This window comes from Novosphingobium sp. FW305-C-30-35 (assembly GCF_058783135.1).
Genome location: NZ_JBYSYJ010000001.1, coordinates 63,929 through 85,235, shown reverse-complemented (window position 1 = coordinate 85,235; position 21,307 = coordinate 63,929). Strand labels below are relative to the sequence as shown.

The 21,307-nt window shown below is 61.9% G+C and carries 41 protein-coding genes; 16 read left to right on the top strand and 25 right to left on the bottom strand.

Annotation, left to right across the window (positions count from 1 at the left end):
- Positions 1-72: 72 nt before the first annotated feature.
- From AC3WLM_RS00555 to AC3WLM_RS00455, 21 genes are all read right to left on the bottom strand, one after another.
- Positions 73-330 (bottom strand): hypothetical protein, encoded by a 258-nt coding sequence (locus tag AC3WLM_RS00555; RefSeq protein WP_492476248.1) that lies wholly within the window; start codon positions 328-330, stop codon positions 73-75.
- Positions 327-833, bottom strand: a complete 507-nt coding sequence (locus AC3WLM_RS00550) for a hypothetical protein (RefSeq protein WP_492476247.1) — start codon at positions 831-833, stop codon at positions 327-329. Before AC3WLM_RS00550 ends, AC3WLM_RS00555 begins: the two co-directional genes overlap by 4 nt.
- Complete coding sequence (locus tag AC3WLM_RS00545; RefSeq protein WP_492476246.1) at positions 826-1,131, bottom strand: hypothetical protein; 306 nt, start codon at positions 1,129-1,131, stop codon at positions 826-828. Before AC3WLM_RS00545 ends, AC3WLM_RS00550 begins: the two co-directional genes overlap by 8 nt.
- The gene (locus AC3WLM_RS00540; RefSeq protein ID WP_492476245.1) at positions 1,128-1,592 is read right to left on the bottom strand and encodes a hypothetical protein; all 465 of its coding nucleotides are present in this window, start codon (positions 1,590-1,592) and stop codon (positions 1,128-1,130) included. The genes AC3WLM_RS00545 and AC3WLM_RS00540 overlap by 4 nt, the downstream gene beginning before the upstream one ends.
- Positions 1,582-1,992 (bottom strand): hypothetical protein, encoded by a 411-nt coding sequence (locus AC3WLM_RS00535; RefSeq protein ID WP_492476244.1) that lies wholly within the window; start codon positions 1,990-1,992, stop codon positions 1,582-1,584. The genes AC3WLM_RS00540 and AC3WLM_RS00535 overlap by 11 nt, the downstream gene beginning before the upstream one ends.
- Before the next feature lie 172 nt (positions 1,993-2,164).
- Positions 2,165-2,467, bottom strand: a complete 303-nt coding sequence (locus tag AC3WLM_RS00530; protein ID WP_492476243.1) for a hypothetical protein — start codon at positions 2,465-2,467, stop codon at positions 2,165-2,167.
- Between the two features lie 2 nt (positions 2,468-2,469).
- On the bottom strand, positions 2,470-2,715 hold the full coding sequence (locus AC3WLM_RS00525; RefSeq protein WP_492476242.1) for a ribbon-helix-helix protein, CopG family: 246 nt from the start codon (positions 2,713-2,715) through the stop codon (positions 2,470-2,472).
- Complete coding sequence (locus tag AC3WLM_RS00520; protein ID WP_492476241.1) at positions 2,708-3,106, bottom strand: hypothetical protein; 399 nt, start codon at positions 3,104-3,106, stop codon at positions 2,708-2,710. The genes AC3WLM_RS00525 and AC3WLM_RS00520 overlap by 8 nt, the downstream gene beginning before the upstream one ends.
- 174 nt (positions 3,107-3,280) lie before the next feature.
- Positions 3,281-3,640: a hypothetical protein gene (locus AC3WLM_RS00515; protein ID WP_492476240.1), complete on the bottom strand. Its 360-nt coding sequence runs from the start codon at positions 3,638-3,640 to the stop codon at positions 3,281-3,283.
- On the bottom strand, positions 3,637-3,969 hold the full coding sequence (locus AC3WLM_RS00510; protein WP_492476239.1) for a hypothetical protein: 333 nt from the start codon (positions 3,967-3,969) through the stop codon (positions 3,637-3,639). Before AC3WLM_RS00510 ends, AC3WLM_RS00515 begins: the two co-directional genes overlap by 4 nt.
- On the bottom strand, positions 3,966-4,109 hold the full coding sequence (locus tag AC3WLM_RS00505) for a hypothetical protein (RefSeq protein WP_492476238.1): 144 nt from the start codon (positions 4,107-4,109) through the stop codon (positions 3,966-3,968). The genes AC3WLM_RS00510 and AC3WLM_RS00505 overlap by 4 nt, the downstream gene beginning before the upstream one ends.
- Complete coding sequence (locus AC3WLM_RS00500) at positions 4,102-4,350, bottom strand: hypothetical protein (RefSeq protein ID WP_492476237.1); 249 nt, start codon at positions 4,348-4,350, stop codon at positions 4,102-4,104. Before AC3WLM_RS00500 ends, AC3WLM_RS00505 begins: the two co-directional genes overlap by 8 nt.
- Positions 4,347-4,778 (bottom strand): hypothetical protein, encoded by a 432-nt coding sequence (locus AC3WLM_RS00495; protein ID WP_492476236.1) that lies wholly within the window; start codon positions 4,776-4,778, stop codon positions 4,347-4,349. The genes AC3WLM_RS00500 and AC3WLM_RS00495 overlap by 4 nt, the downstream gene beginning before the upstream one ends.
- Positions 4,759-5,664 carry a hypothetical protein gene (locus AC3WLM_RS00490; RefSeq protein WP_492476235.1) on the bottom strand — a complete coding sequence of 302 codons (906 nt, stop codon included), beginning with the start codon at positions 5,662-5,664 and terminating at the stop codon, positions 4,759-4,761. Before AC3WLM_RS00490 ends, AC3WLM_RS00495 begins: the two co-directional genes overlap by 20 nt.
- Positions 5,661-5,870 (bottom strand): hypothetical protein, encoded by a 210-nt coding sequence (locus tag AC3WLM_RS00485; protein WP_492476234.1) that lies wholly within the window; start codon positions 5,868-5,870, stop codon positions 5,661-5,663. Before AC3WLM_RS00485 ends, AC3WLM_RS00490 begins: the two co-directional genes overlap by 4 nt.
- On the bottom strand, positions 5,867-6,505 hold the full coding sequence (locus AC3WLM_RS00480) for a hypothetical protein (protein ID WP_492476233.1): 639 nt from the start codon (positions 6,503-6,505) through the stop codon (positions 5,867-5,869). Before AC3WLM_RS00480 ends, AC3WLM_RS00485 begins: the two co-directional genes overlap by 4 nt.
- The gene (locus AC3WLM_RS00475; RefSeq protein WP_492476232.1) at positions 6,502-6,963 is read right to left on the bottom strand and encodes a VRR-NUC domain-containing protein; all 462 of its coding nucleotides are present in this window, start codon (positions 6,961-6,963) and stop codon (positions 6,502-6,504) included. The genes AC3WLM_RS00480 and AC3WLM_RS00475 overlap by 4 nt, the downstream gene beginning before the upstream one ends.
- A gap of 3 nt (positions 6,964-6,966) precedes the next feature.
- Positions 6,967-8,007: a DUF2303 family protein gene (locus tag AC3WLM_RS00470; protein WP_492476231.1), complete on the bottom strand. Its 1,041-nt coding sequence runs from the start codon at positions 8,005-8,007 to the stop codon at positions 6,967-6,969.
- A 26-nt stretch (positions 8,008-8,033) separates the two neighbouring features.
- The gene (locus AC3WLM_RS00465; protein WP_492476230.1) at positions 8,034-8,438 is read right to left on the bottom strand and encodes a YfdP family phage-associated protein; all 405 of its coding nucleotides are present in this window, start codon (positions 8,436-8,438) and stop codon (positions 8,034-8,036) included.
- Positions 8,431-8,964: a DUF2829 domain-containing protein gene (locus AC3WLM_RS00460; protein ID WP_492476229.1), complete on the bottom strand. Its 534-nt coding sequence runs from the start codon at positions 8,962-8,964 to the stop codon at positions 8,431-8,433. The genes AC3WLM_RS00465 and AC3WLM_RS00460 overlap by 8 nt, the downstream gene beginning before the upstream one ends.
- A gap of 76 nt (positions 8,965-9,040) precedes the next feature.
- Positions 9,041-9,295, bottom strand: a complete 255-nt coding sequence (locus AC3WLM_RS00455) for a helix-turn-helix domain-containing protein (protein ID WP_492476228.1) — start codon at positions 9,293-9,295, stop codon at positions 9,041-9,043.
- A 97-nt stretch (positions 9,296-9,392) separates the two neighbouring features.
- Here AC3WLM_RS00455 and AC3WLM_RS00450 point away from each other — a divergent pair, with 97 nt between their 5' ends.
- The 15 genes from AC3WLM_RS00450 (at position 9,393) to AC3WLM_RS00380 (ending at position 16,919) form a co-directional block, all read left to right on the top strand.
- Positions 9,393-10,001 (top strand): LexA family protein, encoded by a 609-nt coding sequence (locus AC3WLM_RS00450; protein WP_492476227.1) that lies wholly within the window; start codon positions 9,393-9,395, stop codon positions 9,999-10,001.
- A 92-nt stretch (positions 10,002-10,093) separates the two neighbouring features.
- Positions 10,094-10,597: a hypothetical protein gene (locus AC3WLM_RS00445; RefSeq protein WP_492476226.1), complete on the top strand. Its 504-nt coding sequence runs from the start codon at positions 10,094-10,096 to the stop codon at positions 10,595-10,597.
- 2 nt (positions 10,598-10,599) lie between these two features.
- Positions 10,600-10,962 (top strand): hypothetical protein, encoded by a 363-nt coding sequence (locus AC3WLM_RS00440; protein WP_492476225.1) that lies wholly within the window; start codon positions 10,600-10,602, stop codon positions 10,960-10,962.
- Positions 10,959-11,108, top strand: coding sequence for a hypothetical protein (locus tag AC3WLM_RS00435; protein WP_492476224.1), 150 nt, complete (start codon positions 10,959-10,961; stop codon positions 11,106-11,108). The genes AC3WLM_RS00440 and AC3WLM_RS00435 overlap by 4 nt, the downstream gene beginning before the upstream one ends.
- 249 nt (positions 11,109-11,357) lie before the next feature.
- On the top strand, positions 11,358-11,762 hold the full coding sequence (locus AC3WLM_RS00430) for a hypothetical protein (protein ID WP_492476223.1): 405 nt from the start codon (positions 11,358-11,360) through the stop codon (positions 11,760-11,762).
- Positions 11,763-11,774: 12 nt separating this feature from the next.
- Entirely contained in the window at positions 11,775-12,635 is an 861-nt protein-coding gene (locus AC3WLM_RS00425; protein WP_492476222.1) for a hypothetical protein, read from the top strand.
- Positions 12,632-13,294, top strand: a complete 663-nt coding sequence (locus AC3WLM_RS00420) for a hypothetical protein (protein WP_492476221.1) — start codon at positions 12,632-12,634, stop codon at positions 13,292-13,294. Before AC3WLM_RS00425 ends, AC3WLM_RS00420 begins: the two co-directional genes overlap by 4 nt.
- Positions 13,295-13,297: 3 nt before the next feature.
- Positions 13,298-14,533 carry a recombinase RecT gene (locus tag AC3WLM_RS00415; protein WP_492476220.1) on the top strand — a complete coding sequence of 412 codons (1,236 nt, stop codon included), beginning with the start codon at positions 13,298-13,300 and terminating at the stop codon, positions 14,531-14,533.
- A gap of 4 nt (positions 14,534-14,537) precedes the next feature.
- On the top strand, positions 14,538-14,765 hold the full coding sequence (locus AC3WLM_RS00410; protein WP_492476219.1) for a hypothetical protein: 228 nt from the start codon (positions 14,538-14,540) through the stop codon (positions 14,763-14,765).
- Positions 14,758-15,018 (top strand): hypothetical protein, encoded by a 261-nt coding sequence (locus AC3WLM_RS00405; RefSeq protein WP_492476218.1) that lies wholly within the window; start codon positions 14,758-14,760, stop codon positions 15,016-15,018. Before AC3WLM_RS00410 ends, AC3WLM_RS00405 begins: the two co-directional genes overlap by 8 nt.
- Positions 15,003-15,206 carry a hypothetical protein gene (locus AC3WLM_RS00400; protein WP_492476217.1) on the top strand — a complete coding sequence of 68 codons (204 nt, stop codon included), beginning with the start codon at positions 15,003-15,005 and terminating at the stop codon, positions 15,204-15,206. The genes AC3WLM_RS00405 and AC3WLM_RS00400 overlap by 16 nt, the downstream gene beginning before the upstream one ends.
- Entirely contained in the window at positions 15,199-15,390 is a 192-nt protein-coding gene (locus tag AC3WLM_RS00395) for a helix-turn-helix transcriptional regulator (RefSeq protein ID WP_492476216.1), read from the top strand. The genes AC3WLM_RS00400 and AC3WLM_RS00395 overlap by 8 nt, the downstream gene beginning before the upstream one ends.
- On the top strand, positions 15,387-15,626 hold the full coding sequence (locus AC3WLM_RS00390) for a hypothetical protein (RefSeq protein WP_492476215.1): 240 nt from the start codon (positions 15,387-15,389) through the stop codon (positions 15,624-15,626). Before AC3WLM_RS00395 ends, AC3WLM_RS00390 begins: the two co-directional genes overlap by 4 nt.
- Entirely contained in the window at positions 15,623-15,946 is a 324-nt protein-coding gene (locus tag AC3WLM_RS00385) for a hypothetical protein (RefSeq protein WP_492476214.1), read from the top strand. The genes AC3WLM_RS00390 and AC3WLM_RS00385 overlap by 4 nt, the downstream gene beginning before the upstream one ends.
- A complete protein-coding gene (locus tag AC3WLM_RS00380) occupies positions 15,939-16,919 on the top strand; it encodes a DUF5131 family protein (protein ID WP_492476213.1) in 981 nt (326 codons plus the stop codon). Before AC3WLM_RS00385 ends, AC3WLM_RS00380 begins: the two co-directional genes overlap by 8 nt.
- A 338-nt stretch (positions 16,920-17,257) precedes the next feature.
- On the opposite strand, the gene AC3WLM_RS00375 is transcribed toward AC3WLM_RS00380, so the two are convergent.
- A complete protein-coding gene (locus AC3WLM_RS00375; RefSeq protein ID WP_156452230.1) occupies positions 17,258-17,401 on the bottom strand; it encodes a hypothetical protein in 144 nt (47 codons plus the stop codon).
- Between the two features lie 135 nt (positions 17,402-17,536).
- Between AC3WLM_RS00375 and AC3WLM_RS00370 the strand changes: the two genes are divergently transcribed.
- Positions 17,537-18,064 (top strand): hypothetical protein, encoded by a 528-nt coding sequence (locus tag AC3WLM_RS00370; protein ID WP_052242076.1) that lies wholly within the window; start codon positions 17,537-17,539, stop codon positions 18,062-18,064.
- 72 nt (positions 18,065-18,136) lie between these two features.
- On the opposite strand, the gene lpdA is transcribed toward AC3WLM_RS00370, so the two are convergent.
- Genes lpdA through AC3WLM_RS00355 form a run of 3 tightly spaced genes read right to left on the bottom strand, consistent with a single transcriptional unit; the run spans position 18,137 to position 21,287 of the window.
- A complete protein-coding gene (gene lpdA, locus AC3WLM_RS00365; RefSeq protein ID WP_492476212.1) occupies positions 18,137-19,561 on the bottom strand; it encodes a dihydrolipoyl dehydrogenase in 1,425 nt (474 codons plus the stop codon).
- A gap of 13 nt (positions 19,562-19,574) precedes the next feature.
- Entirely contained in the window at positions 19,575-19,961 is a 387-nt protein-coding gene (locus AC3WLM_RS00360; protein WP_039332329.1) for an acyl-CoA thioesterase, read from the bottom strand.
- A gap of 36 nt (positions 19,962-19,997) precedes the next feature.
- Positions 19,998-21,287, bottom strand: coding sequence for a pyruvate dehydrogenase complex dihydrolipoamide acetyltransferase (locus AC3WLM_RS00355; protein ID WP_492476211.1), 1,290 nt, complete (start codon positions 21,285-21,287; stop codon positions 19,998-20,000).
- Between the last annotated feature and the right edge of the window lie 20 nt (positions 21,288-21,307).

The following is a 21,307-nucleotide window of genomic DNA, read 5'->3' as shown; positions in this document are numbered from 1 at the left end:
GGGTGATCAAGTCCCCGACCCGTCACCGGGATTTAGCTTGCCTCCGCTACGCAGCGACAAGAGACGTGTCCCCTATACCACATGGTCCTTACTGCGGACAACAACCTCAAGCCGCTGGCCATCGTATTCCATTTCCATGGTGTTGCTGATCAAGCAGCCGTTGCCGACCCAAATCCGGTCCCGGTTGACTGCCACCATGTTGATGGCCACCATCTTGCCGAGCGTCTCATAAGCTGATGGCGGGCGACGTCGCTTAATTTCGATCCCCACCGCAATGCCGAACAGGAATGGCACGGCAAGGATGAAAAGCGCGCTGACTAACTCGCTCATACCCCCTCCTTACCATCCCCCTGCCTATCCAGCAAAGGATCTGATGCGAGGGCGCGGATGGCTTGGGCGATTGATGTGCGAATGTCAGAAGGCGGCGGCCAATTGCGGTCAGATGCACTCTCCGCCACCTTCGCCGCTTCCTCAAGCGCTTGTCGGCGGGCCTCTGCGATAGCGGCGGGCACTTGGGCCAGCGTCTCGGCGTTTGTGCGCAGTTGTTCTCCAGCCTCTGCAAGCGAGGTTTCGAGGGCCCGGATGCGGGCGGTTAGGGTGAGAACGCGATCCTCCTCGCCAGTGATCTCCTGCCGTGCCATGCGAGTGTCGTAATCACAAATCGGGTGTGTCTGCCCGCCCCGGTGATACGCCATTTCAGCCGCTCTGGTCAGGATCATGGGCGACGAGTCTTGCTCGGCAAAGTCCACCTCGAATAGTCGTCCGTCCGGCAAGCACCATTCCTGAACACCATGGCGCGTTTGTCCGGTAGGCTTTGCCACCAGATCATCCATCACCGTTCTCCCTAGCCTTGAGACAGGCGGCGAGAAGGGCTAGGGCGGGCATGTCGCCAACTCCCACATGCTTCCCCACTTTGGCTGCATTCCCCATGATGCAGAAGCCTTTGCCTTCCGGCACCAGCATCATTGCAGCATCCGTCCATGCTTCTGCGTCGAGGAAGCGGCAAAACCTGCCAGTCATGGTCCATCCATCGCCGCCCGGTATGGTGGTGCAGGCGTATCGCCGGAATGATAGGCTGGTTTGGCACAGATGCTCCCACGCCTCTTCCAGCGCCTGTCTTGTGTCGGTCATTGCTTCCCCCTTACCGCGTCCAATGCGGTGATTGCGGCGGTGGCAGCCTCTTGCGCGTCATCCTGCGTGGCATCGTTAATCAGCGCCATGCCGTTGCTGCTCCATATCTTGAGTTCGCGACGGGTTGCGGGCATCTGATCGTATTCACGCCCGCCTTCCATAAACGGGGCCAGCTTGCGCGCCACAGCCTCCACCTCATCCCCGCTCGGCACAGCATGGATAAGCTGGCCGGTGCGGTAGGCGTTGACGAGGGCGACGATAAACTCAAGATTTGGAGACAGGCTCTCCGCCGTAGCCCCTTCCTCGTCTATGATCCCGATGGGGAAATCTTCCACCTCGACAAGCCCGTGGCATTTTTCATCCGGCCCGGTGCCTGTGTAGTAAGCAGCGATCTCCCAAACCCCCTGCACCGCCGCCTTGCTCAACGCCTCAAGCGCTTCATGGGTTATGCTATCCTGCATCGGGGGTCTCCTTGAGGGCTTGGCGGGCTTGGCGGATGCGCTTCAGTTCCGCGATGTGCTCCGTTCCTTCCATAGCTTGCGCGTACTTCTCAGAGGCACCAGCATCGCAACAATTCCAACCGAACTTCATTCCCGCCCGGTATGCGCTGGCTTGCAATGCCTCCTGCGCGCGGACTGCGAGATTAAGGAGTTCCGTCTCTCGCTTTGCCTCCTCCCGCAGCTTCCGCTCCCGTTCCTCGAAGGCGCGTTGGATGGTTAGGGCGGCGATCAGTTCCGATTCCTGATTGTAGAACCCCGGCGAACGCTTCGCCACGTCATGGCGTCGGCGTGCTTCGGTCCACAACTCTACCGCCCACTGTTCAGGTTCAGTCTGCATGGCCGCTATCTCTTCCGCTGTCATGCTGCCTCCGGTGCGGTCCTATCGAACATATCCTCGCCGTTGACGCGCCGAGTTTCCAAGCCGCAGCTACTACAGACAAATGCCTGTTTCTGTTCATCCCTGCGCATCCGGTTAAATGTTGAGCACCCGCCGCAATAAGGCAGATAGCCGGGTTCTCCGACGCTAGGCGACCTCATGGCTTTGCCTCCGGTCGTGTGGGGAGGGTGTAGAGGACGGTCCCGACCGGCACTTTCGATGCGTGGAATATGGCAGTCGTGAAGCCACCATCAGAACCGGTAAACGGTCCTGCAATGCCCACTTCCACCACCTCCCCGCGCTCGGCAGACTGGCGGTGGCGGGCGAAGGCTTGGGCAAGCAATCGTATTGCGGCATCCCTGTCTTGCGGGGAGCAAAGGTGTTGCGCTGCGCTTGTTGCCCAGCCAATATCGTCTTGGGTCACTTCCGCTTCCCGCGCCTCTTGGCTTACTTTGGTCATGGTTACGCATCTCCCGTGTGGAAGGGCGCAAAGCTCGGGCCAACAAACATGGCGATACGCTCCTTGTCGCCACTGAAGCTCATTGTTTCGCCGTCGCGGATACGCTGGTTAACAAGTTGATAAAGCCGAAGGGCTGATCTGATCAGGGCAGTCTTCGAAAGCTCAGCTTCCTTTGCCATCTCTTCCACAACAGCCATTTCGCGCTCGGACAGGTTGAGCGTCATCGTTTTCTTGCTTACTTCAGACATGAGATTGATCCTTGGGTTGGGTGAGTGCATCCCGCGCTATGCTTTGCAGGTGCTCGAAGTTCTGGTTGCCGGATTGGTGATCGACGTAGCCAGTGTCGGCTATCCAGCGCAGGACCGAACGGAGACGGTGGCATTCGATGGCAAGGCGGCGGGTGGCTTCGGTGGTCGCCCTCGACTGGACTGGCCTGTCCTTATCGCCCGTTATCCTCGCGGAAGGGGTTTCTGCATAAAGCGGCATAGTGGCCGCGCCGCATGGGCGGTCAAACATTACCATGCCGTTCGCTTCGAACTCGATCTTGCGGTTCAGCATCTCTGCGTTGATGTAGCCGATTGGTTTGGCTCCCTCGACACAATAGGCGCAATAGCAGCCGGGGTATGGAACGTGGGTCATGGGGTTGGTTCCTTGGGTTGGTGTTCGCCGCACAGGTCATTGATGGACATGACGGGGCGATATTGTTCGTAACTGGTCGGCCCCATGCGAAGGGGCGGATAGCGTCTGCACGGCCCGGGATCGTAAACCCGGCCCGACACGCGACCGCCCCACCACCGGCACGTTCCACAGGTCTTATCCACGGCCTGCCTCCTCGTCTGGCAGGATAACCTGCGTGGTTACGATGATCTTGGTGCCTGCCGGGAAGTCGTCAGCGAATGCCTTGAAGCCGGGGCCGTGAACGAAACCACTATTCCCCCAGAACTTGCCGTATGGCTTTTGATCGCAGACCAGTTCGTGCGTTGTCGTCGGATTGCTGGCAGACAGAACCTCATTTGGGCGAGTGTGCCTTACGCAGCGCCATCGGCCATCGCTGTAGTTCTTGACCTCGTAGCTGCTCACCAGATCGCGCCGGGTCGGATAGCGATAGGTGAAGCGCTCTGTGCAGCCTTCGTGCCCGCATATGCCGGTGAAGGTCCAATCTCGACGGCTCATCGGCCTGCCTCCTTGAGGGCTGCGAGAAGGTCGCGGGCGCGTTTCCCCCCGTCAGCAGACAGCGCTTGTCGGCCTGCATCGCCTTCGCTGTGGATCAGTCGGCACAAGCGTTCCTGTTCCTCATACCACTCCAGCGCCTCAATAAGCCGGTGATGGCTGTCTGCCCGCGTGTTCAGCATATCGCGCAATGCAGCGGCTTCTTCGCCGTTGACCAGATGAAAGCCTTTGCCCCACTCGCGCTCGTTCACGCGACGGACGCACCACATGTCGTAGTAGCTGCGATCCTGAAAGCACTCGTAAGGCAAAGGCGTATGTGCAGTCCCAGTCATTCCGCTTCACTCCAATGCTGCACCCCACGACCTGCCAACTCGAACTGATCCATAGCCCTGCGGTATTCACGGACCACATAGGCTAGGCACAGGAGCGCGATGGGGGTGAGGATGATGGCGAGGGGGTAGAGGTCAGTCATGGCGGGCCTCTTGTGGGGTGGGGGTGTTCCGCGAGTGGGCGCTGGATTGCAAAAGCCGATAAGCCGAGTGCCAATCGTAGCCTGCGCCAACCAAGGCATCTATTTCGGCATCGGAGACCAAAGGCGCTGCCCCCGCCACACCTAACCCATTGGCCGCGTTTGCCCCCGTTTCCCCGACCATATGGCCTGAAACCCCCGAAAATTCGGGCTTGGCGGTTAACGCTTTCTCAAAGGTCGTCATGCGGGTGCTCCCGACAAATCCCGTCCAATTCCAGCCTGGCGCTTGATCTCGGCCAGCTCTTCGGCGGTGACAATGTCGGCCGGCGGAGGGATGTATTCGCGCTCGTGTCGCCATACGAGGTGCTTGGCGCGAGAGATCGCATATCCGCGAGCGGCACCGATGGCCTTGGCCTTGGTGTGGATTTCGGCCGGAACGGGAAGGAATGTTGCCGTGCGCAAGAGCTCGTCGAATGCAGCGGCCAGGTCGATGAGGGGGAGATTGCGCAGGGCTCGCCAGTAGAGGTCATGGATCTCTGCGGCTTCCTTTTCAGCGAGCTTGCGCTTGGCGGTGGCGAGTGAGAGGCGTCCGACAAGATTTTCGATCCGCTCAATGGTGGGAAGATCGAGGCTGGCTTCGTACGCCTCGGCTTCAAGGATCCACTGGCGCAAGGTGGCCGCTGTCTTCGGGCCAACGATTTTGCTCTCTCCGCTGCGCAGAAGCTCTTGCAGCCTGTCGCTTAACTGCGGCTCTTGCGATTGGATCACTCGGCTCTGCGGGTGAATTTTCGTGACTGCGTTCATGGCCGGGGTTCCTTGATGCTGTCTGGTAGGCGAGTTGCTGGAAGATGAAGGTGACGGGATCGGGAGGCGCTGGACTGGCCTCCATGCATCTTCGGAGGGCGTCGAGAATCTGACCGTCGGAATACTTCTTGCGCCAACCGGCAGTGACGGAGCCTGCGCGGGACTTCGAGACGCCATTCGCTGCGAGGTGAGCGCAGACGTGATCGAAGGTCAGTTTCTTCAGATCGAAGCGGGGGGAGGCTTGCTCGTTTTCGCCTTCGCGCGGCGTAATAGAACTACCCTCTCGTATATAACCCTTATCTTGTTCCCTTGTTTCTTTGTTCTTATTTGTCCCGCTGTTGTCCCGCTGTTGTCCCGCTGTTGTCCCGCTATGCGGGCTATCGTTGTCCCGCTTAGGTCCGTCTACGTCCTGATATTTCGCGTAATTACAGACGGTTATGATGCTTTGGCCTTGTCCCGCTGCATGTCCCGCTGTTGTCCCGATTTTTGATCGCGTTTCGATCATGCCTTCATCGCGCAAATCGGAGAGGAATCGGTCGACACGCGATTTCGACCAGCCCCAATTGTCCGCGAGGAAGCGCACAGAGAACGATAGTTCTCCACGCTGTAGCTCGATCGTCTCGCCCTTGATGCGGACGCGCGTGGGTTTCCAGCAAGCATTGCCGACGATCCAGAACCATGCGCGGAAGCGCTCCGCATCCTTGAGGAGCGGGTGGTTCAGCGCATCGCGCGACATGGCGATGAAACCGCTCACGCAGCCTTCCTCGCCCTGCCTCTTGGCCGGGAAATGCCCGCTTGCGCCGCGTAGAGCGCGACGAGGCGCACGGTGACGCTGTGCTCTGCGGCAATGGCTTCTGCCTTCTCACCTCGCTCATAGGCGGCGAGGATGGCGTAGCGTCGGGCCTGCGAAGCGAGACGGCGGGCCCTGCTCGCGAAAATCTCGGCGCGGGGGCGGGTCATAGCAGGCATTCCTGCAGATCGTCCTCACGCGGCAGGACGCTGTAGTGCGTGCCGCTGGCCCAGCCACGCTGCCAAATGAACCAGGCGCACTCCATGGTGGGATTTCCGCCCCCCAAGAAGTCAGGTCGCCACGTCAGCGCGCGGATTCTAGCGGGAGGGTGCTTGTGGAACAGTGCGGTGCGCTCGTCAGCGTGCCAGAACGTCGCCTTTAGCAGCAGGGCGAGGTAATCGACGTTCAGGGCTTCCAGCAGGTGCAGGATCATCGCAGCAGCAGGTGTGAAGGGTGGGTTGGTCACGACGACGCGCGCCTTGGCGCGCTTGGCCTGCAGGAGATCGAGGGCTGCGACGTCGTTCTCTGAATCTGCGACAAGGTCTGTGCCTACGGGCACGAAGCCGTACTCAGCCAGAACGCGCATGATGGCGCCGCCTCTGCCGCAAGGCTCCCACACGCGGTTATCGCGGGCGAAACTAGCGATGCAGTTCCGTTCCTCGCGCAGCAGGGCGCGCGTGACTTCCGGCGGTGTGGGGTAATAGTCGAGCGCGCGCCGCTTTGCCTTTGGTCCACCGCCGACCATGGCAGGACCGAGCCCCTTCGGCACGTCCGGCGCCAACTGAAACTCTTCAAACAGGCTCACCAGCCGCGCTCCTGCACGAGCACACCAGCGTTGCGCAGCACGTCCATTGCCTCGGTACGCGATCTGACGACGTGGAAGGGCACACCGGTGGCGAGGCACCAGTCGCGAAAATCACGCTGCGAGGATCTGAGGCTGCCGCCGTCGGCTTTGAACTCCATGGCGATTGAGCCGCCACGAAACAGGAACAGGTAATCGGACGTGCCGGTTACGAGCCCGAGAGCCTTTGCGATGGCGGCTTGGACCGAGACGCGGAACTTGCCGTTCACGGTCCTGCCGATGCCTGCGAGCTCGTTGGCCGGGTGGGTCCATACGGCGAGCAACCGGCCCTCGATCGAGGCTTGGCGCAGGTCTTGGGCGAAGCGATATGCTTCAGCATCCTCTGGCCCGAGCTTGGCGCAGGCGGTCGAGGACAGTCCCTTGTGGTGCATCAGGCGCAGGATGAAGGCCGGTGTCGCCATCGGTCAGAGCTCCGGCGCGCCGATGTAGACCGGCAGGCCGGTTTCGCTGCCCACTGCGGCGATCGACTCTTGGAACGCTGTGTCGAACACAAGGTCCGGCCGCCACAGCTCATACCAGAATTTCAGCCCTTCGCCGGTCTTGCGGTACCGGAAGCGCGCGACCAGACGGAACGGGTCGGACGCGCCACGGAAGACGGGCAGCACGATCGAGAACATATTGGGCAGCACCAGCGGCTTGCCGTCCCCGTCGGTGTGCTGGCTGTCGAACGTGAACTGCGCTTCGCCGGTCGAGAGGTTCTTGGCCTCCTTGATGACGGAGCTTTCGTAGATCTGCAGGCCGCGCGAAATCTCGATCAGCTTGGTCGGCGTGGCGAGGTTGCCGCGATTGGCCTTCACGAACGCCTGCGAGGCAGCGCCGAACTTTTCGATCGGATCGGCCGAGACGTCGACGATATGATCTTCGAGGAATCGAGCAAACTCGACCATGCCCATCGGCTTGGCGTCCATGCCGACCCATGCCTGCCATTCAGGCGAAAGCGGGAAGGCGTAAGAGGCGCGATGGTGCCCGTTCTGGATCATCGCCAGCGCGGCTTTTTCGTCAGCCCATTCGTTCGCAGGGTGATAGTCGAAAATCGCCGTCAGGCTGGGCTTGGCCATGTCGTCGCAAGCGAAGATGGCCGACGTCGGGAACGCGAAGCGCTTTACGACCTCGATGAAGCTGTCGAGCGTCGTCAGGCGGACGGTGCCCTTTCTCGCCAGCGGGAACTGGCGGTACAGGTCAAACATGCCGGGATCGAGGATCGCGGCACCGTTTGGCCCCATTACGATGTGCGCCGGCGTGTTGTCGCGCGGGTCGCGGATCATGCCGACGCTGGGGCGCAAGTGCTCCTCGGCAACGCCAATGGCGCTCTTGAGAAGCTCGCCGGTGCGATCCACGACGTGATCGCAATGTACGGAGCTGCTGTAGGTTTGCGCAACAGCCTCAGGCGCGGCGCTGTCCTGCGTGTTCTCGGCAGTGCCTTCGCCGGTGGTGGGTTCTTCCATGGCCTTGTCCTTTCGGGGGTTTCAGGTCAGCCGCGGACTTCGCGGGCCTGCGTGGTGATCTCGCGGATCGAGCCGAACAGGTTGCCCTGGTTGGGCTTGTTCGGGGTGAGCCTGCCGTCGGTGGTGAACCAAGCGACGGTGGAGCCGTGCTTTTCGACCGGGAGCTTGAAGGCGAGGCTGGGCGTGAGGACCGAGAACTCGCGGTCAGGGTCAAAATCGACCTCGATCTTGAGCGTGATCGTGCCCTTGGCGCGGCGGTCGGTATCCATGCCCACGGCTTCGAGCTTGCTGGCGAACTCGCGCAGCGGCTCGACGCTGTCCGCATCGAACTGGCCGTCCTTGAGCATTTTGATCAGGTCGGAGAGGGTGGTGGCTGCGGCAGTGCGACGGCTGCCGTCGGCGGCGGCGGTCTCAAAGGTTTCGTCAGTCATTGGACGAGGCCTCCTCATCGAGAACGCACCAGTCCTCGCAGAGCATATCCGACTGGCTTGCCAGCCAGCCCATGAGAATCTCGCCAGTGGCGGTCTTCATGTTGATGCAGGGGAGGACGGTGGCCATACCGCCGTTGGCCTCTGCGTAGGCACGGCAGTGATCGGACCAGAAAGACGACGCGTTGATCGTGCGGCCTTCGAGGGGGCCGGAGAGACAAAGCCACATGCCCTTGCCGTTCCAGCCGGAGCGAGCGATGCGCTTGCCCTGCTTGAGGGCTTCGAGCGCTTGCCCGAAGGTCAGATTGCCAGAAACGCGGTACGCGCGACCGAATACGTCGAGCGGCGACCATGAGATATAACCGGCGTGGTCAGGATGGTTGGCCTTCCCGCCGTCGACGTACTCGACAAGCATTCCGGCATCGTCACCGTTCTCGTCGGCAGGAAGCACCCAGCCGCGATAGGTGTTGTAGTCCGCTCTGGACATGGGACGGGCCAGTACGGCCTTGGTCCCGAGGTAGAGATCCATGACAGGCACTCCACGGCGCGAAGGGAAAGCCGGGAAAGGAGCGTCGCGCCGCTTGGCCGCCCCTTGCCGGAAGGGGTCAGGCTGCGGCCTGTGCCTCGCGCGCCTCGCGCGCTGCCTTGTAGACGGTGTGCCAGTCGTCGAAGGTGACGGCGCCGTCGGTGATCTCGCTGTATCTCTTGACGAGGTCAGGGTTGGGGAAACGCAAACCGCGCTCGTGCTTTGACACGACGCTGCCGTTGACACCGGCGAACTCGTCGTGCCCTTGTCTTACGTGGCTGGCTGCCTCGTCGAGGGTCCAGCCTTTGAGCTCTCTGAAGTGTGCGAAGTCCATAGCGCACACCTTATGTCTCAATGCGACATGACAGGCAATCAGAAATTTGGCTTTATGTGACGTGCCGTGCTAGGTGGCGCGGTGTATCAATATGCGAATGAGCCGTGACCGAATTTACGCACCGAACCGCATCAAGGAATGGCGGATCAAACGTGGCTTCACGATGGAAGGGTTGGGCGCTGCTATGGCTGCCGACCTTACAGCGTCGACCATCGCCAAGCTGGAGGCGCGAAAGATGGCACTCTCGGCTGATTATCTTCTCGACCTGGCCAACGTCCTGCAGGTCAGCCCTACCGACCTACTGCTCAACACCATCCCGGCGCGTGTCCTGCCGGTTGTGGGGAAGATCGCCGCGGGCAACTGGCGCGAGGCTGTCGAGATGAGCGAGGAAGCCATCCCTGTTCCCGACAACCTTCCGGGCAACAACCTGTTCGTGCTGCGGCCCGATGGCGATTCGATGGATCGAATCGTGCCTGAGGGCGTGGACGGCGGCTTTGTGGTGGTCGATCCTGACAGCCGTGAGCTTGTCGATCGCAAGTTCTACGTCGTGATGAACGAGCACGGCGAGTGCACGTTCAAGCAATTCTCGCAGAATCCCTTGGCGCTGCTGCCATGCTCGAACAACCCTGAGCACCAGCCCATTCCCATTGGGACTGCTCCGTTTACCGTGATCGGGCGCGTCGTGTACGTCGGGCAGGAGTTATAGGTTTACGGTCCATTTGTCGCATTGCGACAAAATAGGTTGACGGTCATTTCTCATTGAGACATAAGGCTCCCATCGCATGATGGAGAGCACCAATGTCGAATCTGGCTGTCGCTGCAAATCCCCCCGTCCCCACCGGCCCTGCCCCCGCTACTGCCGGTGTTTCCAGCCTCACCGTCGCCCCCGCCGATGCAGCGGGCGGGCGCGACCAGGTATTCTCCTTCCCGGTCACTATCTTCGCCACGGCGACGATCTCCGGCACGATCGAGGACGAGGCGCGCAACACTATCGGTTGCGACCTGCGCGACGCGCTGGCCGATGAAAGCTCGGTTGATCTCGACAATGGCGGCACGCTCAACTTCGAGCGGTTCGAGATTGAGCGAGGATTCGCCGCTATCGAAGCACGCCTTGCGGGGCAGGCTCATGCAGCGGTGAAGGCGCTGCGCAGGTTAACCTGCGCGCTAGCCAATCCTCAGGTGAGGAACGCAGAGCTTGCCGGCCTTCTGGTCGCAAACGGTCCTGTCCGCCTTGAGTCTGACGTCGTTCAGGCAATGATCGCCGCGCGTGAGGTTCTCTCCCGTATCGACGGGAAGGCCTGACCATGGCCACCGAAGCCCTCACCTCTTTCTCGCAGTGGTGCATGCCGGTCGAAGGGATCAACCCCTGCGACGGTTGGACCCTCTACCGCTACGACGAGGAAGACAGCGACCGTCTCGTCACCACCGGCTACTTTGCCAGCAACGGCGAACGGGATGTGTTCTTCAACCATGCCCGGTTCTGGTTCGATCCGACGCAGGAGCGGTTCGACTTCCTTGTCCGTGCCGGGTTCCCGCTGATCAACAAGGTCACGGCGTTCACCAACGAGGACATTGACTACGCCATCGTGCAGGCGCGCACCGCCGCACAGGTTCGGCACGGCCTGTCCGAAGCGCAGGCTACTGCAATCGCATGGGTGCTGTCGTGAAGCGTCAGTTGGCGATTGCTGCCCAGCTTATCCGGGAAAATCCCCGCGATTTCCTTCTCACCACTGCGGCGATGTTCGCAGCCCTTCCCGCTGCGACCGGCTTCCTGCTGGTCGCACAAGCCTTCCATGAAAGGATAAATCCATGAGCCCGAGAAGATGCCGCCTTGGGGGGTCTTTGCTTATCCCCTTCCGTCAGCCGTTCACGGCGTTCTGGATTTCTCTCGTCCTTTGGGGCGGAATTTTCCTCGTGCTGCGGTGGACGCTGTGATCGGAGTTTGCTTCGCGGTCACGGCGCTATGCCTTACCGAAGCCGGGCGCAGCACAGGCATTGAGCGTGCAAGCATGATCGTTTTTGCGGTCATTGCGCTCGTCGCCGGTTTGCATGAGGCGTTCGCGTGACGATCCGCCGCAAAGGTCGGGCCTACGGCGAACGGCGCGCATGGACAGCGCCCGCCGGATACGGCCTCGACGTCACCCAGCCCATTGCGGGCTACTATCGGATGCGTTTGCGCTCCGGCTCCATCAAGGCCGCAATCCGCGTGTGGTATGGGCCGCCGCTTGATCCTGTGACCGGCGAAGTGCTCGACCGCTCCTATCGCTGGCAGGCCATGGCCAACGGCGAATACGTGGATCTCGATCGCGTCTGGCCCGCCTGCGCCACCGATCCCATCACTCTTCCTGACTACGACTTCATGCTCAAGCGCCGCGAGTGGGCGCAGGAGCATGCGCCGGACAGCGCCTACGCGGTCGTCGGCAAGAAGTACGACCCGCTCGACCCCAAGAACCCCCTGCCGTTTTGAAGGAGCACGCACATGGCTACCCAGCCGATCTTCAATGACGTCCCTGCATGGCCCGAGGCAAAGCCCGCCGTCGCGTCCATGGGGCACAACAAGCCGCCGCTTGAGGAGCTTATCCCCGTCGAGTTTCGCGCGAAGCTCCTGGAGGAGAAACCCGAATTTCTGACCCGGTTCGATGCCGCCATCGACGCAGCCGATCGCGCCAAGGCCGAGGACGACGAAAGCCTCGCCAAGTGCGGCGATCTCGTGAACCTCTACCGTGCGCAGATCAAGCACATCAGCGAGACGCACAAGGCGGTGAAGGAACCATACCTGCAGGGTGGACGCCTCGTCGATGCGGAGAAGAATGCGCTGATCGAGCGCGTCGAGGATGCCAAGCGCAAGGTCGAAGGCATCGGGAACGCCTACGTTGCCGAGCGCGACGCTCGCCTCAAGGCAGAGCAGGCCAAGCGTGAAGCCGAGGAGCGCGAGGCTGCCGATCGTGCCCGCGCAGCCGAACAGGCTGCGCGCGATGCCGAGCGCCAGGCTGAATTGGCGAAGAAGCAGGCCGCAACCGACGAGGAGCGTCAGCAGGCCTTGGCCGATGCCGAGGAAAAGCGCCGCGCCGCCGAGGAGGAAATGCAGCGCGCGTCCCTCGCTGCCGCTGCCACCGTGACCAAGTCCGAGCCGGTGCGCTCCGATGCTGGCGCGAGCGTGTCGGGCAAGCAGGAATGGACCAGCAAGGTCGAGGACGTCTCGAAGGCTTTTCGCGCCGTGAAGGACGACCCGAAGGTCGTGGAGGCGATCGAGAAGGCGATCCAGCGCCTCGTCAAGGCTGGCAAGCGCGAGATCCCCGGAACACGCATCTGGCCTGTTATCAAAGGGAACTACCGGTGAGGCAGGGCTTCATCCGATTTGATATTTCTGGCCAGCGTTTCGGCAAGTTCACTGTCGTGCGATTCACTGGAAAGCGCTTCTGGGAGTGCCGCTGCGATTGCGGGGAGACCCGGCTTATTAAGGCTGGAGACCTTCGCAATGGCACTCGGACAGGTTGCGATAAGTGCCGCAAGCCGAGCAAGCAAAAGCGTTCAGACGCAACCGAGCGAAAGGCTTTCCATCGCGTCTGGTGGGCGATGATGGACCGCTGCGGGAACCCAGAAAGCGCCGCATTCCACAACTACGGTGGACGTGGCATTTTGGTCTGCGACCGCTGGCATTCGTTCGATGCCTTCTACAGCGATATGGCTCCACGACCTTATCCAGGCGCGACAATAGATCGCCGCGATAATTACGGTCCATACAGTCCTGAAAATTGCCGTTGGGCCGATCGCGTCACGCAGGGACGCAACCGCAGAGGCAACCACCTTATCACAATCGAAGGTGAGACGCTCACGCTGGAAGCGTGGGCTGAACGGATCGACGTCCCCTCTCGCACTTTGCGCAACCGGATAATCCGGGGCCGCACACCTCAGGAAGCGGTCGCCATGGGCAGAGGTAATGCCAACCACCACTACAGATCACGCGCCGAAAAACTGGCGCGCCAACAGGAGAAGTAACACATGAATGCCGTCACCAACATGACCGGCTTCGACCAGGCCCTCGCACAATTCAACGGGCAGGTGTCGAAGGTCGCGCAGCAGATCCAGATGGTTCTGCCCAGCCACATTACGATCGAGAAGTTTCAGCGCGTTCTCATGGCTGCCGTGAAGGCGGACCCGGAGTTGCTGCGCGCTGATCGCCGCTCGCTCCTGAATGCCTGCGAGAAGTGCGCGATTGACGGGCTGATCCCTGACAAGCGCGAGGCTGCGCTCGTCGTGTTCAAGCGCAACTACAAGGATGGTCAGGGCGCGTGGCAGCAGGCGCTCGAAGTGGCCTACATGCCGATGGTTTACGGCCTGCGGAAGAAGATCCTGCAGTCCGGCGAGATCACCGACATAACCTGCAAGGTTGTCTACCGCGCAGAAGTCGAGCAGGGCGCGTTCATCTATGAGGAAGGCACGGAGCGCATGCTCCGGCATCGCCCCTTGCTGGAAATGTCCCGCGAGCAGACCACCGACGACCAGATCGTCGCGGCCTATTCGATGGCAACCTACAAGGACGGCTCCAAGTCCTACGAGGTCATGCGCCGCTTCGAGATCGACGAAGTTCGCGAATGCTCGCAGACCGGCGCAACCAAGGACAAGAAGGGTAATCCGCGCAAGCCGTCCGGCCCTTGGGTGGACTGGTTCGGTGAGCAGGCCAAGAAAACCGTCATGCGCCGGCATAGCAAGTCGCTGCCCATGTCCAGCGACATTGTCGACGTTGAGGGCGCCGATCTCGATATCACCGCACGATCGACAGCGCGCATGCTCGAAGTCGAGCCAGACGCTCCGGTCACGCTGCCGGGCCGCGACGACGCCGCGATGCTGGCCGACCAGTCCGGGACCGAGGCCGGTGTGCAGTTGGAGCAGGACGGGCGCAGAGAACCGGAACCTGCCGCGACTGATAGCCGGGGTATGACCGAAGTAGACGAGGCCACCGCCCGCGCGCTCGATGCAGGGCACGACTACGACCCGGATACGGGCGAGGTTCTGACAGAGGAGCCGCAGGACGAGGCCGAGCGCCCCGCATGGTGGGCAAAGGTCGAGTCCATCCGCAAGGGCATCGCCGCAGCTAAGAACAAGCAGCATATCAAGGACTTCGACGACGAGTACGTGAAGATCCGCGTGGGCCTGCCCGACGACGTGATCGAGGAGCTTGACGCTCTGATCGCGCGCCGCCGCTCCGAACTGACCAGGCCGCGCACGGAGGCCTGACACCGTGGCCTACGCTCCGAACCCCGGCCACCTGCCTTTCGACTGCACGATCTTCAACGAGGAAGGTCAGGAGGTGGGGTTTCGGAGCGTCCACGTCCGCCTGTTCAACGGGTGGGACAGCAAGAAGGCGGGCGCGTCGCCTTGGCCCGCAGCGGGCGCAAGACCGCCGACGCGCTGGGAAATCGACCGCCGCCCGCACCCCTTTCAGATCAAGGAATACGAGTGTGTCTGATGCTCTCGCCATAATCCGCAGAAGATTCCGCCATCCCTATCAGGGCGCGCGGCTCGATGCGTTGGGCGAGGAGGCGCACCTGCGCACCGACCTGCTGTTGTTCGAGCTCGATCTGCTGACGATCCAGACCGACATTGACGAGCTTGCCGGTTTCGAGACGCCAGACGGGATCTACCACAAGTGGGAGCGCGTGGCCGACGTCGTCGCTGCCGTGGAAGAGTACGCGGGAGAGGCGACATGCCCCGCCGCGTAGGCTTCCGACGCACCGAACCGAGCCAGCCGCTCGACGAGTTCCTGTTTCGCTGCTGGTTCAACGGCAAGGGCATCGGTTCGACCATTGCCGACGTCGCCTATTCCTACGGCGTCACCCTGCCCTTCGAGACGGTGCGCCAGGCCTTTGTTCGCTGCTGCGACAGATTTTCAGGAGGTAGCATTGACTGACGCATTCCTGCGCCTGCCGGACGTCATGGCGCGCACGTCCCTCTCAAGAAGAACCATCTACCGGCGCATGGGCGAAGGCACGTTCCCGCAGTCCGTGAAGCTGGGCGCAAATAGCGTGGCGTGGCGCGAGAGCGACGTCGTCGCCTGGATGGCGCAGCCGACGGAATGGAGCGCTGCGGCATGACGAGACGCGGCCCGAGATCCGGCAGCCGAGGGGACAAGATCGCACGCCAGTACGCGAAGGGCGCGACGATGGCGGAGTTGGCCGGGAAGCACGGCATCAGCAAGCAGGCTGTGTCGAAGATCGTGAAGAAGCGCGGCCTTAGCCCGAGCTTCGAGGAGTGGCGCCGGCGCGTGATCGCTGGCCAGCGCGCAGCCGCAAGCAGGCGGGAGCGCAAGACCAAGGGGAAGAAGGCATGAAGATCACCCTACCCTGGTGGCTCAACCCGTGGGCCGAGGTTCGGCGCCTGCGCGACGAGGCTTTCGCGCGTGGCTTGTCGCACGGCTCCGAAGTGCGTGGCCTTCGCGCCGAGGTCGAGAAGCACAAGGCGCTGGCCGACAAGGCCGCCGATGGTCTGTTCGAGGTGCAGTCCTATGCGGCGACGCAGCTGCGTAACCTCCGGTTCGAGTTGGCGCGCTCCCAGGCGTGCGAGCAGTTAGCGCTCCAGCGGCTGACCGAGATTGCCAGCCTCATGCCGCCGCCGGTGCAGTTTGTCAGGAAGGATAGTGTCGATGGCTGAAGCCAGCGCGATCGAGTGGACCGATAGCACCGTCAATTTCTGGTGGGGGTGCTCCAAGGTTAGCCTTGGCTGTGACCATTGCTATGCCGAGACGTGGGCAAAGCGCACCGGTGGCAATCTTTGGGGGCCCGGCGTTTCCCGTCGGCCCATCAAAGGGGCCTTCACCATGCTGCGCAAGCTCAACGAAGGTGCAGAGAGTTTCATCCGAGATCACGGTCGCCGTCGGCGCGTGTTCATGCAGAGCATGTCCGACCTGTTCGACAAGGAAGTGCCGATCGAGTGGTTCGCTACCGCATGGGGTGCGATTCACTCAGTCGACGCCATGGACGTGCAGATCGTGACCAAGCGCCTCCCTATGATCGAAAGGCGCATCGAAGCGTTGGGCGAGCACGCACTCTCGGCTTGGCCGCGCAACGCCGGATTGATCGCCAGCGTCGTCAACCAGGAGGAAGCCGACCGTGACATACCACGCCTGATCGCACTCAAGGTGAAGTACGGGATTCCGTGGATTGGGCTGTCCATGGAGCCGCTGCTGGGTAAGGTCGCCCTGCGCTACGAGTGGCTGCGTGATCTTGATTGGGTGATTGTGGGCGGCGAAAGTGGGCCAAAGGCCCGGCCGATGCACCCGGATTGGGCAAGGTCGCTGCGCGACCAATGCGCGAAAGCGAGGGTGCCTTTCCTGTTCAAGCAGTGGGGCGAGTGGGAACTGGCCATAGACCGCGAAAAGGATGATCCCGATTGGCGGGCTGACTACACCAACACTTACGTCGATGGCGGCAAGTCGAAGTGGCTTAACCTCGCAGGCGGCTGCGGCTTTCATGGCGACCGATTCGTGGTCATGCGCAAAGCTGGAAAGAAGGCCGCCGGCCGCGTTCTCGATGGTCGCACGCACGACGGGTTCCCGTTCGACGATGGTTGCCGCTGCGGCTGCAAGGGCGATCCGTTCATCTGCATTGAGGCAGATGGCGCGTGACTTGCCACCCTGTTGAGATTCCCGGCGTCGGTCGCGGCTTTGTCTGCACCAGCGGACGGCGCAAGCGCTGCGCGTGCGGCCGACCGGCGACGCTCGAATGCGACTGGAAGGTGCCCACCCGCAAGAGCGGTACGTGCGACGCGCCGATCTGTGCTACATGCACCACGTCGCCAGCGCCGGGGAAGGATCTTTGCCCGAAGCATAAGGCGGCCTACGAAGGCTGGCTTGCATCGCGTGGGGGTAACATTGGGGGTATCGTTTCTGGCAAAGATTAGGAAAATGGCTTAAATCCTCCATTTTTACGGCATTGTTCGACGGCCACCCTGTCCGCCAAATTTTTAGCTTTCCTCTGACTCCGGGATTTCCAGCGCCTTGACGCTCATGTCGTCGCGGTCGACTGCATGACCCGGCTTGACCGTCTTGCAGCGCCATTCTGCTTCCCAAGGCAGCGGATTCACGGGTTCTTCGATCTCGAATTCCATTGAACTCTCTCCTCACCTTGGAAAGCGACGAGAAAGGCGAGCGTTCCTTCCCAACAAGAATTGTTTCAATTTGGACCTTGTCTTTCAGCAACACGTGTGGGACGCCTCTGAAATAACAGGGGAATGGAGCAACACATGAAGTTCGTCATAAGCGCCGCTGGAATCCTTTTGATTTCGGCCACCACTGGTTTTGCGCAAGAAGCCACATCCCAAACTGCAACAGTCGCCGCAACGCCTACTGCCCAATCCGCAGTTGTTCAGACCTCCGCCCGATTGCTGCCGGCGAGCACTTTGGTTCCGGTAACTCCCGACACCGAGATCACTTCGAAAAAGGTCGAGGTCGGTGACAAGTTCAACTTTTCAGTGGTCAACGATGTGCTGGAAAACGGAACGGTCGCTATTCCTCGTGGGTCCAAGGTCGAAGGAACTATCACGTGGAAGACCGGGAAGGCCGTCGGGGGCAAGTCCGGGAAATTCGAAGTGACATTCAACAAGATCAACGTCCGCGGCACCGACTATGCCATGCGCGGAGTGCATCGCCAGGAAGGCAAGGGGAACACTGTAGCGGCTGTTTTCGCGACGTGGCTCGTGAGCGGACGGTCAGCCGTAATGCAGCCGGGTCAGTTTGTGAACGCGTTCACCGTGGACAGTATCCCTTACTGATTTCACAAGTTAGACAAAGAAGGGCGCGGACGGATGACCGTCCGCGCCCTTTTTGATGCCAGATGCCCATCCTCAGATGTGGATCGCGCGCCCGTAAGCCGCCAAGACGCTTTCGTGCATCGATTCGCTGATGGTCGGGTGCGGGAACACCGTGTGCATCAGTTCGGCCTCGGTCGTCTCAAGCGTCTTGCCGACGACATAGCCCTGGATCATCTCGGTCACTTCCGCGCCGATCATGTGCGCGCCCAATAGCTCGCCGGTCTTGGCGTCGAACACGGTCTTCACGAAGCCTTCGGGCTCGCCCAAGGCGATGGCCTTGCCGTTGCCGATGAACGGGAACGTGCCGACCTTGAGTTCGTAGCCGGCTTCCTTGGCCTTGGCCTCGGTCAGGCCGACGCTGGCGATCTGGGGGTGGCAGTAGGTGCAGCCCGGAATGTTGGCGCGGTCCATCGGGTGCGGGTGAACGTCCTTGTTGCCGAGCTCGGCGGCAATGGCTTCTGCCGCAATGACGCCTTCGTGGCTTGCCTTGTGCGCCAGCCACGGCCCCGGCGTCACATCGCCGATGGCCCAGAGACCCTTGACGTTGGTGCGTCCATAGCCGTCGATGGCGATGATCCCGCGCTCGGCCTTCACGCCCAATGCTTCGAGGCCGATGTTTTCGGTGTTCGGCACGATGCCGACGGCGACGATGACGTGGCTGTAGTCGGCCTCGGCAACCTTGCCGTCCTTGCCCTTGATCTTCGCCTTCACGCCCGAGGGCGAGACCGCCAAGCTCTCGACGCCCGCGCCGGTCATGATCTTCATGCCCTGCTTGGTCAGCGCCTTTTCGAGGAATGCAGACACGTCGGCATCTTCAACCGGCACGACGCGATCCATCATCTCGACGACAGTAACTTCAGCGCCCATGTCGTTGTAGAAGCTGGCAAATTCGATACCGATCGCGCCAGAGCCGATGACCAGCAGCTTGGTCGGCATCTGCTTGGGCGTCATCGCGTGGCGATAAGTCCACACGCGCTCGCCATCAGCCTTGGCGAAGGGCAGATCGCGAGCACGGGCGCCGGTTGCGACGATCACGTGCTTGGCGGAGATCGTCTCGGTGCCCCCTTTGCCATCGACGCCGCCGGTCACCTCGACCGAAGTTGCCGACTTGAGCACGCCGTTGCCCATGTGGACGGTGATCTTGTTCTTCTTCATCAGGTGCGTGACGCCCTGGTTGAGCTGCTTGGCCACCCCGCGCGAGCGCTTTACCACTGCGTCCAGGTCGGCGCGGATGTTGTCTGCGGCGAGGCCATAGGCGGCCGCATGCTTCATGTGGTTAAGCACTTCGGCAGAGCGCAGCAGCGCCTTGGTCGGGATGCAGCCCCAGTTGAGGCAGATGCCGCCCAGGTTCTCACGCTCGACAATGGCCGTCTTCAGGCCGAGCTGCGCGCAGCGGATCGCCGCGACATAGCCGCCGGGACCCGATCCGAGGACGATGACGTCGTATTGGTCAGCCACGCAAATGCTCCTGTCAGTCTGTCTGCGGCAATGGCCGCGGTTTGCGTTCGTCGTCGATGGCGACGAAGAAGAATCGTGCTTGCGTTACCTTCTGGCGATCCTCGCCGGTGCGGGCGCGGCGCCAGGTTTCCACATCGATGGTCATCGAAGTGCGTCCCGCCTTGGCAAGAGAGGCATAGACCGAAACCTCGTCACCCACATGGACCGGGTGATGGAAGGTCATGCCCTCCACGGCGATCGTCGCGGCGCGGCCCTTGGCCCTTCTTGCCGCGACAATGCCTGCCGCCATGTCCATCTGCGCCATGAGCCATCCGCCAAAGATATCGCCGGCGGGGTTCGCATCAGCTGGCATCGCCGTGATGCGGATGGCCGGTTCGCCCTGTGGTAGCGGATCGGCCATCATTGCACCCCTGCGACTTGTTTCAGGCGATCAGGCTCAGGCCACCAGACCCAGCGGGTTCTCGATCAGGTTCTTGAACGCCTGCATCAGTTCGGCACCATCGGCGCCATCGATGGCGCGGTGGTCGAAACTGCCGGTTGCCGACATGACCGTGGCAATGCCCAGGGCGCCATCGATCACGTAAGGGCGCTGCTCGCCCGCGCCCACGGCCATGATCATCGCCTGCGGCGGGTTGATCACCGCGTCGAAGCTCTTGATCCCGAACATGCCGAGGTTGGAAAGCGAAGCCGTGCCGCCCTGGTATTCGTGCGGCTGCAGCTTGCCCTCGCGTGCCTTGCCGGCAAGCGTCTTCATTTCCGTGGCGATGGCCGAGATCGACTTGTTGCCGGCATCGACGATGATCGGCGTGATCAGGCCAGAAGGCGCCGCGACGGCGACCGAGATATCGGCGCGGCTGTAGGTGCGCAGTTCGTCGCCCGCGAAGCTGACGTTGCACTTGGGAACCTGCACCAGCGCCTTGGCCAGCGCCTTGATGATCAGGTCGTTCACCGAAAGCTTCACGCCCTGCGCCTCGAGCGCCTTGTTGAGCTGACCGCGCAGCTTGAGCAGGGCATCGAGCTGAATGTCGACGGTAAGGTAGATGTGCGGGATCGTCTGCTTCGCCTCGGTCAGGCGGCGAGCGATCGTCTTGCGTACGTTGTTGAGCTTGGTCGCCTCATAGGGGATGCCAAAGTCGGGCACGGCTGCAGGTGCCGGAGCCGCAGCAGGTGCCGCTGCCGGAGCAGAGGCTGGTGCAGTGGCCGCAGGCGCGGCGGTGGCAGGCTTGGCACCTTCGACGTCGGCACGGACGATGCGGCCGTTGGGGCCTGATCCGGCGATCCCCGCAAGGTCAATGCCCTTGTCGGCGGCAATACGCTTGGCCAGAGGGCTGGCGATCACGCGGTCGCCCTTGGCGGCAGGCGCTGCGGCAGCAACAGGGGCCGGTGCCGGGGCAGGCGCTGCTGCAGGGGCAGGCGTTGGCGCGGCTTCCGCCTTCGGAGCAGGAGCGGCCTTGGGGGCAGGCGCAGGTGCGCTGGCATCTTCGTCCTCGCCTGCGATCATCGCGATCACGGTGCCAACCTTCACGCCCTCGGCACCCTCGGCAACGTCGATCGAAACGATCGTGCCCTCATCGACAGCCTCGAACTCCATCGTGGCCTTGTCGGTTTCGATCTCGGCCATGATGTCGCCCGAGGAAACCTTGTCGCCGACCTTGACCAGCCATTTGGAAAGCGTCCCTTCTTCCATGGTGGGGGAAAGGGCGGGCATCTTGATGGCGATGGGCATGGGCGTGTTTTTCCGTGTCC

What these genes read in the sequence shown, in the direction of transcription:
- AC3WLM_RS00555 (WP_492476248.1), bottom strand. Translation starts at nt 330, where the DNA reads ATGAGCGAGTTAGTCAGCGCGCTTTTCATCCTTGCCGTGCCATTCCTG.
- AC3WLM_RS00550 (WP_492476247.1), bottom strand. Translation starts at nt 833, where the DNA reads ATGGATGATCTGGTGGCAAAGCCTACCGGACAAACGCGCCATGGTGTT.
- AC3WLM_RS00545 (WP_492476246.1), bottom strand. Translation starts at nt 1,131, where the DNA reads ATGACCGACACAAGACAGGCGCTGGAAGAGGCGTGGGAGCATCTGTGC.
- AC3WLM_RS00540 (WP_492476245.1), bottom strand. Translation starts at nt 1,592, where the DNA reads ATGCAGGATAGCATAACCCATGAAGCGCTTGAGGCGTTGAGCAAGGCG.
- AC3WLM_RS00535 (WP_492476244.1), bottom strand. Translation starts at nt 1,992, where the DNA reads ATGACAGCGGAAGAGATAGCGGCCATGCAGACTGAACCTGAACAGTGG.
- AC3WLM_RS00530 (WP_492476243.1), bottom strand. Translation starts at nt 2,467, where the DNA reads ATGACCAAAGTAAGCCAAGAGGCGCGGGAAGCGGAAGTGACCCAAGAC.
- AC3WLM_RS00525 (WP_492476242.1), bottom strand. Translation starts at nt 2,715, where the DNA reads ATGTCTGAAGTAAGCAAGAAAACGATGACGCTCAACCTGTCCGAGCGC.
- AC3WLM_RS00520 (WP_492476241.1), bottom strand. Translation starts at nt 3,106, where the DNA reads ATGACCCACGTTCCATACCCCGGCTGCTATTGCGCCTATTGTGTCGAG.
- AC3WLM_RS00515 (WP_492476240.1), bottom strand. Translation starts at nt 3,640, where the DNA reads ATGAGCCGTCGAGATTGGACCTTCACCGGCATATGCGGGCACGAAGGC.
- AC3WLM_RS00510 (WP_492476239.1), bottom strand. Translation starts at nt 3,969, where the DNA reads ATGACTGGGACTGCACATACGCCTTTGCCTTACGAGTGCTTTCAGGAT.
- AC3WLM_RS00505 (WP_492476238.1), bottom strand. Translation starts at nt 4,109, where the DNA reads ATGACTGACCTCTACCCCCTCGCCATCATCCTCACCCCCATCGCGCTC.
- AC3WLM_RS00500 (WP_492476237.1), bottom strand. Translation starts at nt 4,350, where the DNA reads ATGACGACCTTTGAGAAAGCGTTAACCGCCAAGCCCGAATTTTCGGGG.
- AC3WLM_RS00485 (WP_492476234.1), bottom strand. Translation starts at nt 5,870, where the DNA reads ATGACCCGCCCCCGCGCCGAGATTTTCGCGAGCAGGGCCCGCCGTCTC.
- AC3WLM_RS00475 (WP_492476232.1), bottom strand. Translation starts at nt 6,963, where the DNA reads ATGGCGACACCGGCCTTCATCCTGCGCCTGATGCACCACAAGGGACTG.
- AC3WLM_RS00470 (WP_492476231.1), bottom strand. Translation starts at nt 8,007, where the DNA reads ATGGAAGAACCCACCACCGGCGAAGGCACTGCCGAGAACACGCAGGAC.
- AC3WLM_RS00465 (WP_492476230.1), bottom strand. Translation starts at nt 8,438, where the DNA reads ATGACTGACGAAACCTTTGAGACCGCCGCCGCCGACGGCAGCCGTCGC.
- AC3WLM_RS00460 (WP_492476229.1), bottom strand. Translation starts at nt 8,964, where the DNA reads ATGGATCTCTACCTCGGGACCAAGGCCGTACTGGCCCGTCCCATGTCC.
- AC3WLM_RS00455 (WP_492476228.1), bottom strand. Translation starts at nt 9,295, where the DNA reads ATGGACTTCGCACACTTCAGAGAGCTCAAAGGCTGGACCCTCGACGAG.
- AC3WLM_RS00450 (WP_492476227.1), top strand. Translation starts at nt 9,393, where the DNA reads ATGAGCCGTGACCGAATTTACGCACCGAACCGCATCAAGGAATGGCGG.
- AC3WLM_RS00445 (WP_492476226.1), top strand. Translation starts at nt 10,094, where the DNA reads ATGTCGAATCTGGCTGTCGCTGCAAATCCCCCCGTCCCCACCGGCCCT.
- AC3WLM_RS00440 (WP_492476225.1), top strand. Translation starts at nt 10,600, where the DNA reads ATGGCCACCGAAGCCCTCACCTCTTTCTCGCAGTGGTGCATGCCGGTC.
- AC3WLM_RS00425 (WP_492476222.1), top strand. Translation starts at nt 11,775, where the DNA reads ATGGCTACCCAGCCGATCTTCAATGACGTCCCTGCATGGCCCGAGGCA.
- AC3WLM_RS00415 (WP_492476220.1), top strand. Translation starts at nt 13,298, where the DNA reads ATGAATGCCGTCACCAACATGACCGGCTTCGACCAGGCCCTCGCACAA.
- AC3WLM_RS00400 (WP_492476217.1), top strand. Translation starts at nt 15,003, where the DNA reads ATGCCCCGCCGCGTAGGCTTCCGACGCACCGAACCGAGCCAGCCGCTC.
- AC3WLM_RS00390 (WP_492476215.1), top strand. Translation starts at nt 15,387, where the DNA reads ATGACGAGACGCGGCCCGAGATCCGGCAGCCGAGGGGACAAGATCGCA.
- AC3WLM_RS00385 (WP_492476214.1), top strand. Translation starts at nt 15,623, where the DNA reads ATGAAGATCACCCTACCCTGGTGGCTCAACCCGTGGGCCGAGGTTCGG.
- AC3WLM_RS00380 (WP_492476213.1), top strand. Translation starts at nt 15,939, where the DNA reads ATGGCTGAAGCCAGCGCGATCGAGTGGACCGATAGCACCGTCAATTTC.
- AC3WLM_RS00375 (WP_156452230.1), bottom strand. Translation starts at nt 17,401, where the DNA reads ATGGAATTCGAGATCGAAGAACCCGTGAATCCGCTGCCTTGGGAAGCA.
- AC3WLM_RS00370 (WP_052242076.1), top strand. Translation starts at nt 17,537, where the DNA reads ATGAAGTTCGTCATAAGCGCCGCTGGAATCCTTTTGATTTCGGCCACC.
- AC3WLM_RS00360 (WP_039332329.1), bottom strand. Translation starts at nt 19,961, where the DNA reads ATGGCCGATCCGCTACCACAGGGCGAACCGGCCATCCGCATCACGGCG.
- AC3WLM_RS00355 (WP_492476211.1), bottom strand. Translation starts at nt 21,287, where the DNA reads ATGCCCATCGCCATCAAGATGCCCGCCCTTTCCCCCACCATGGAAGAA.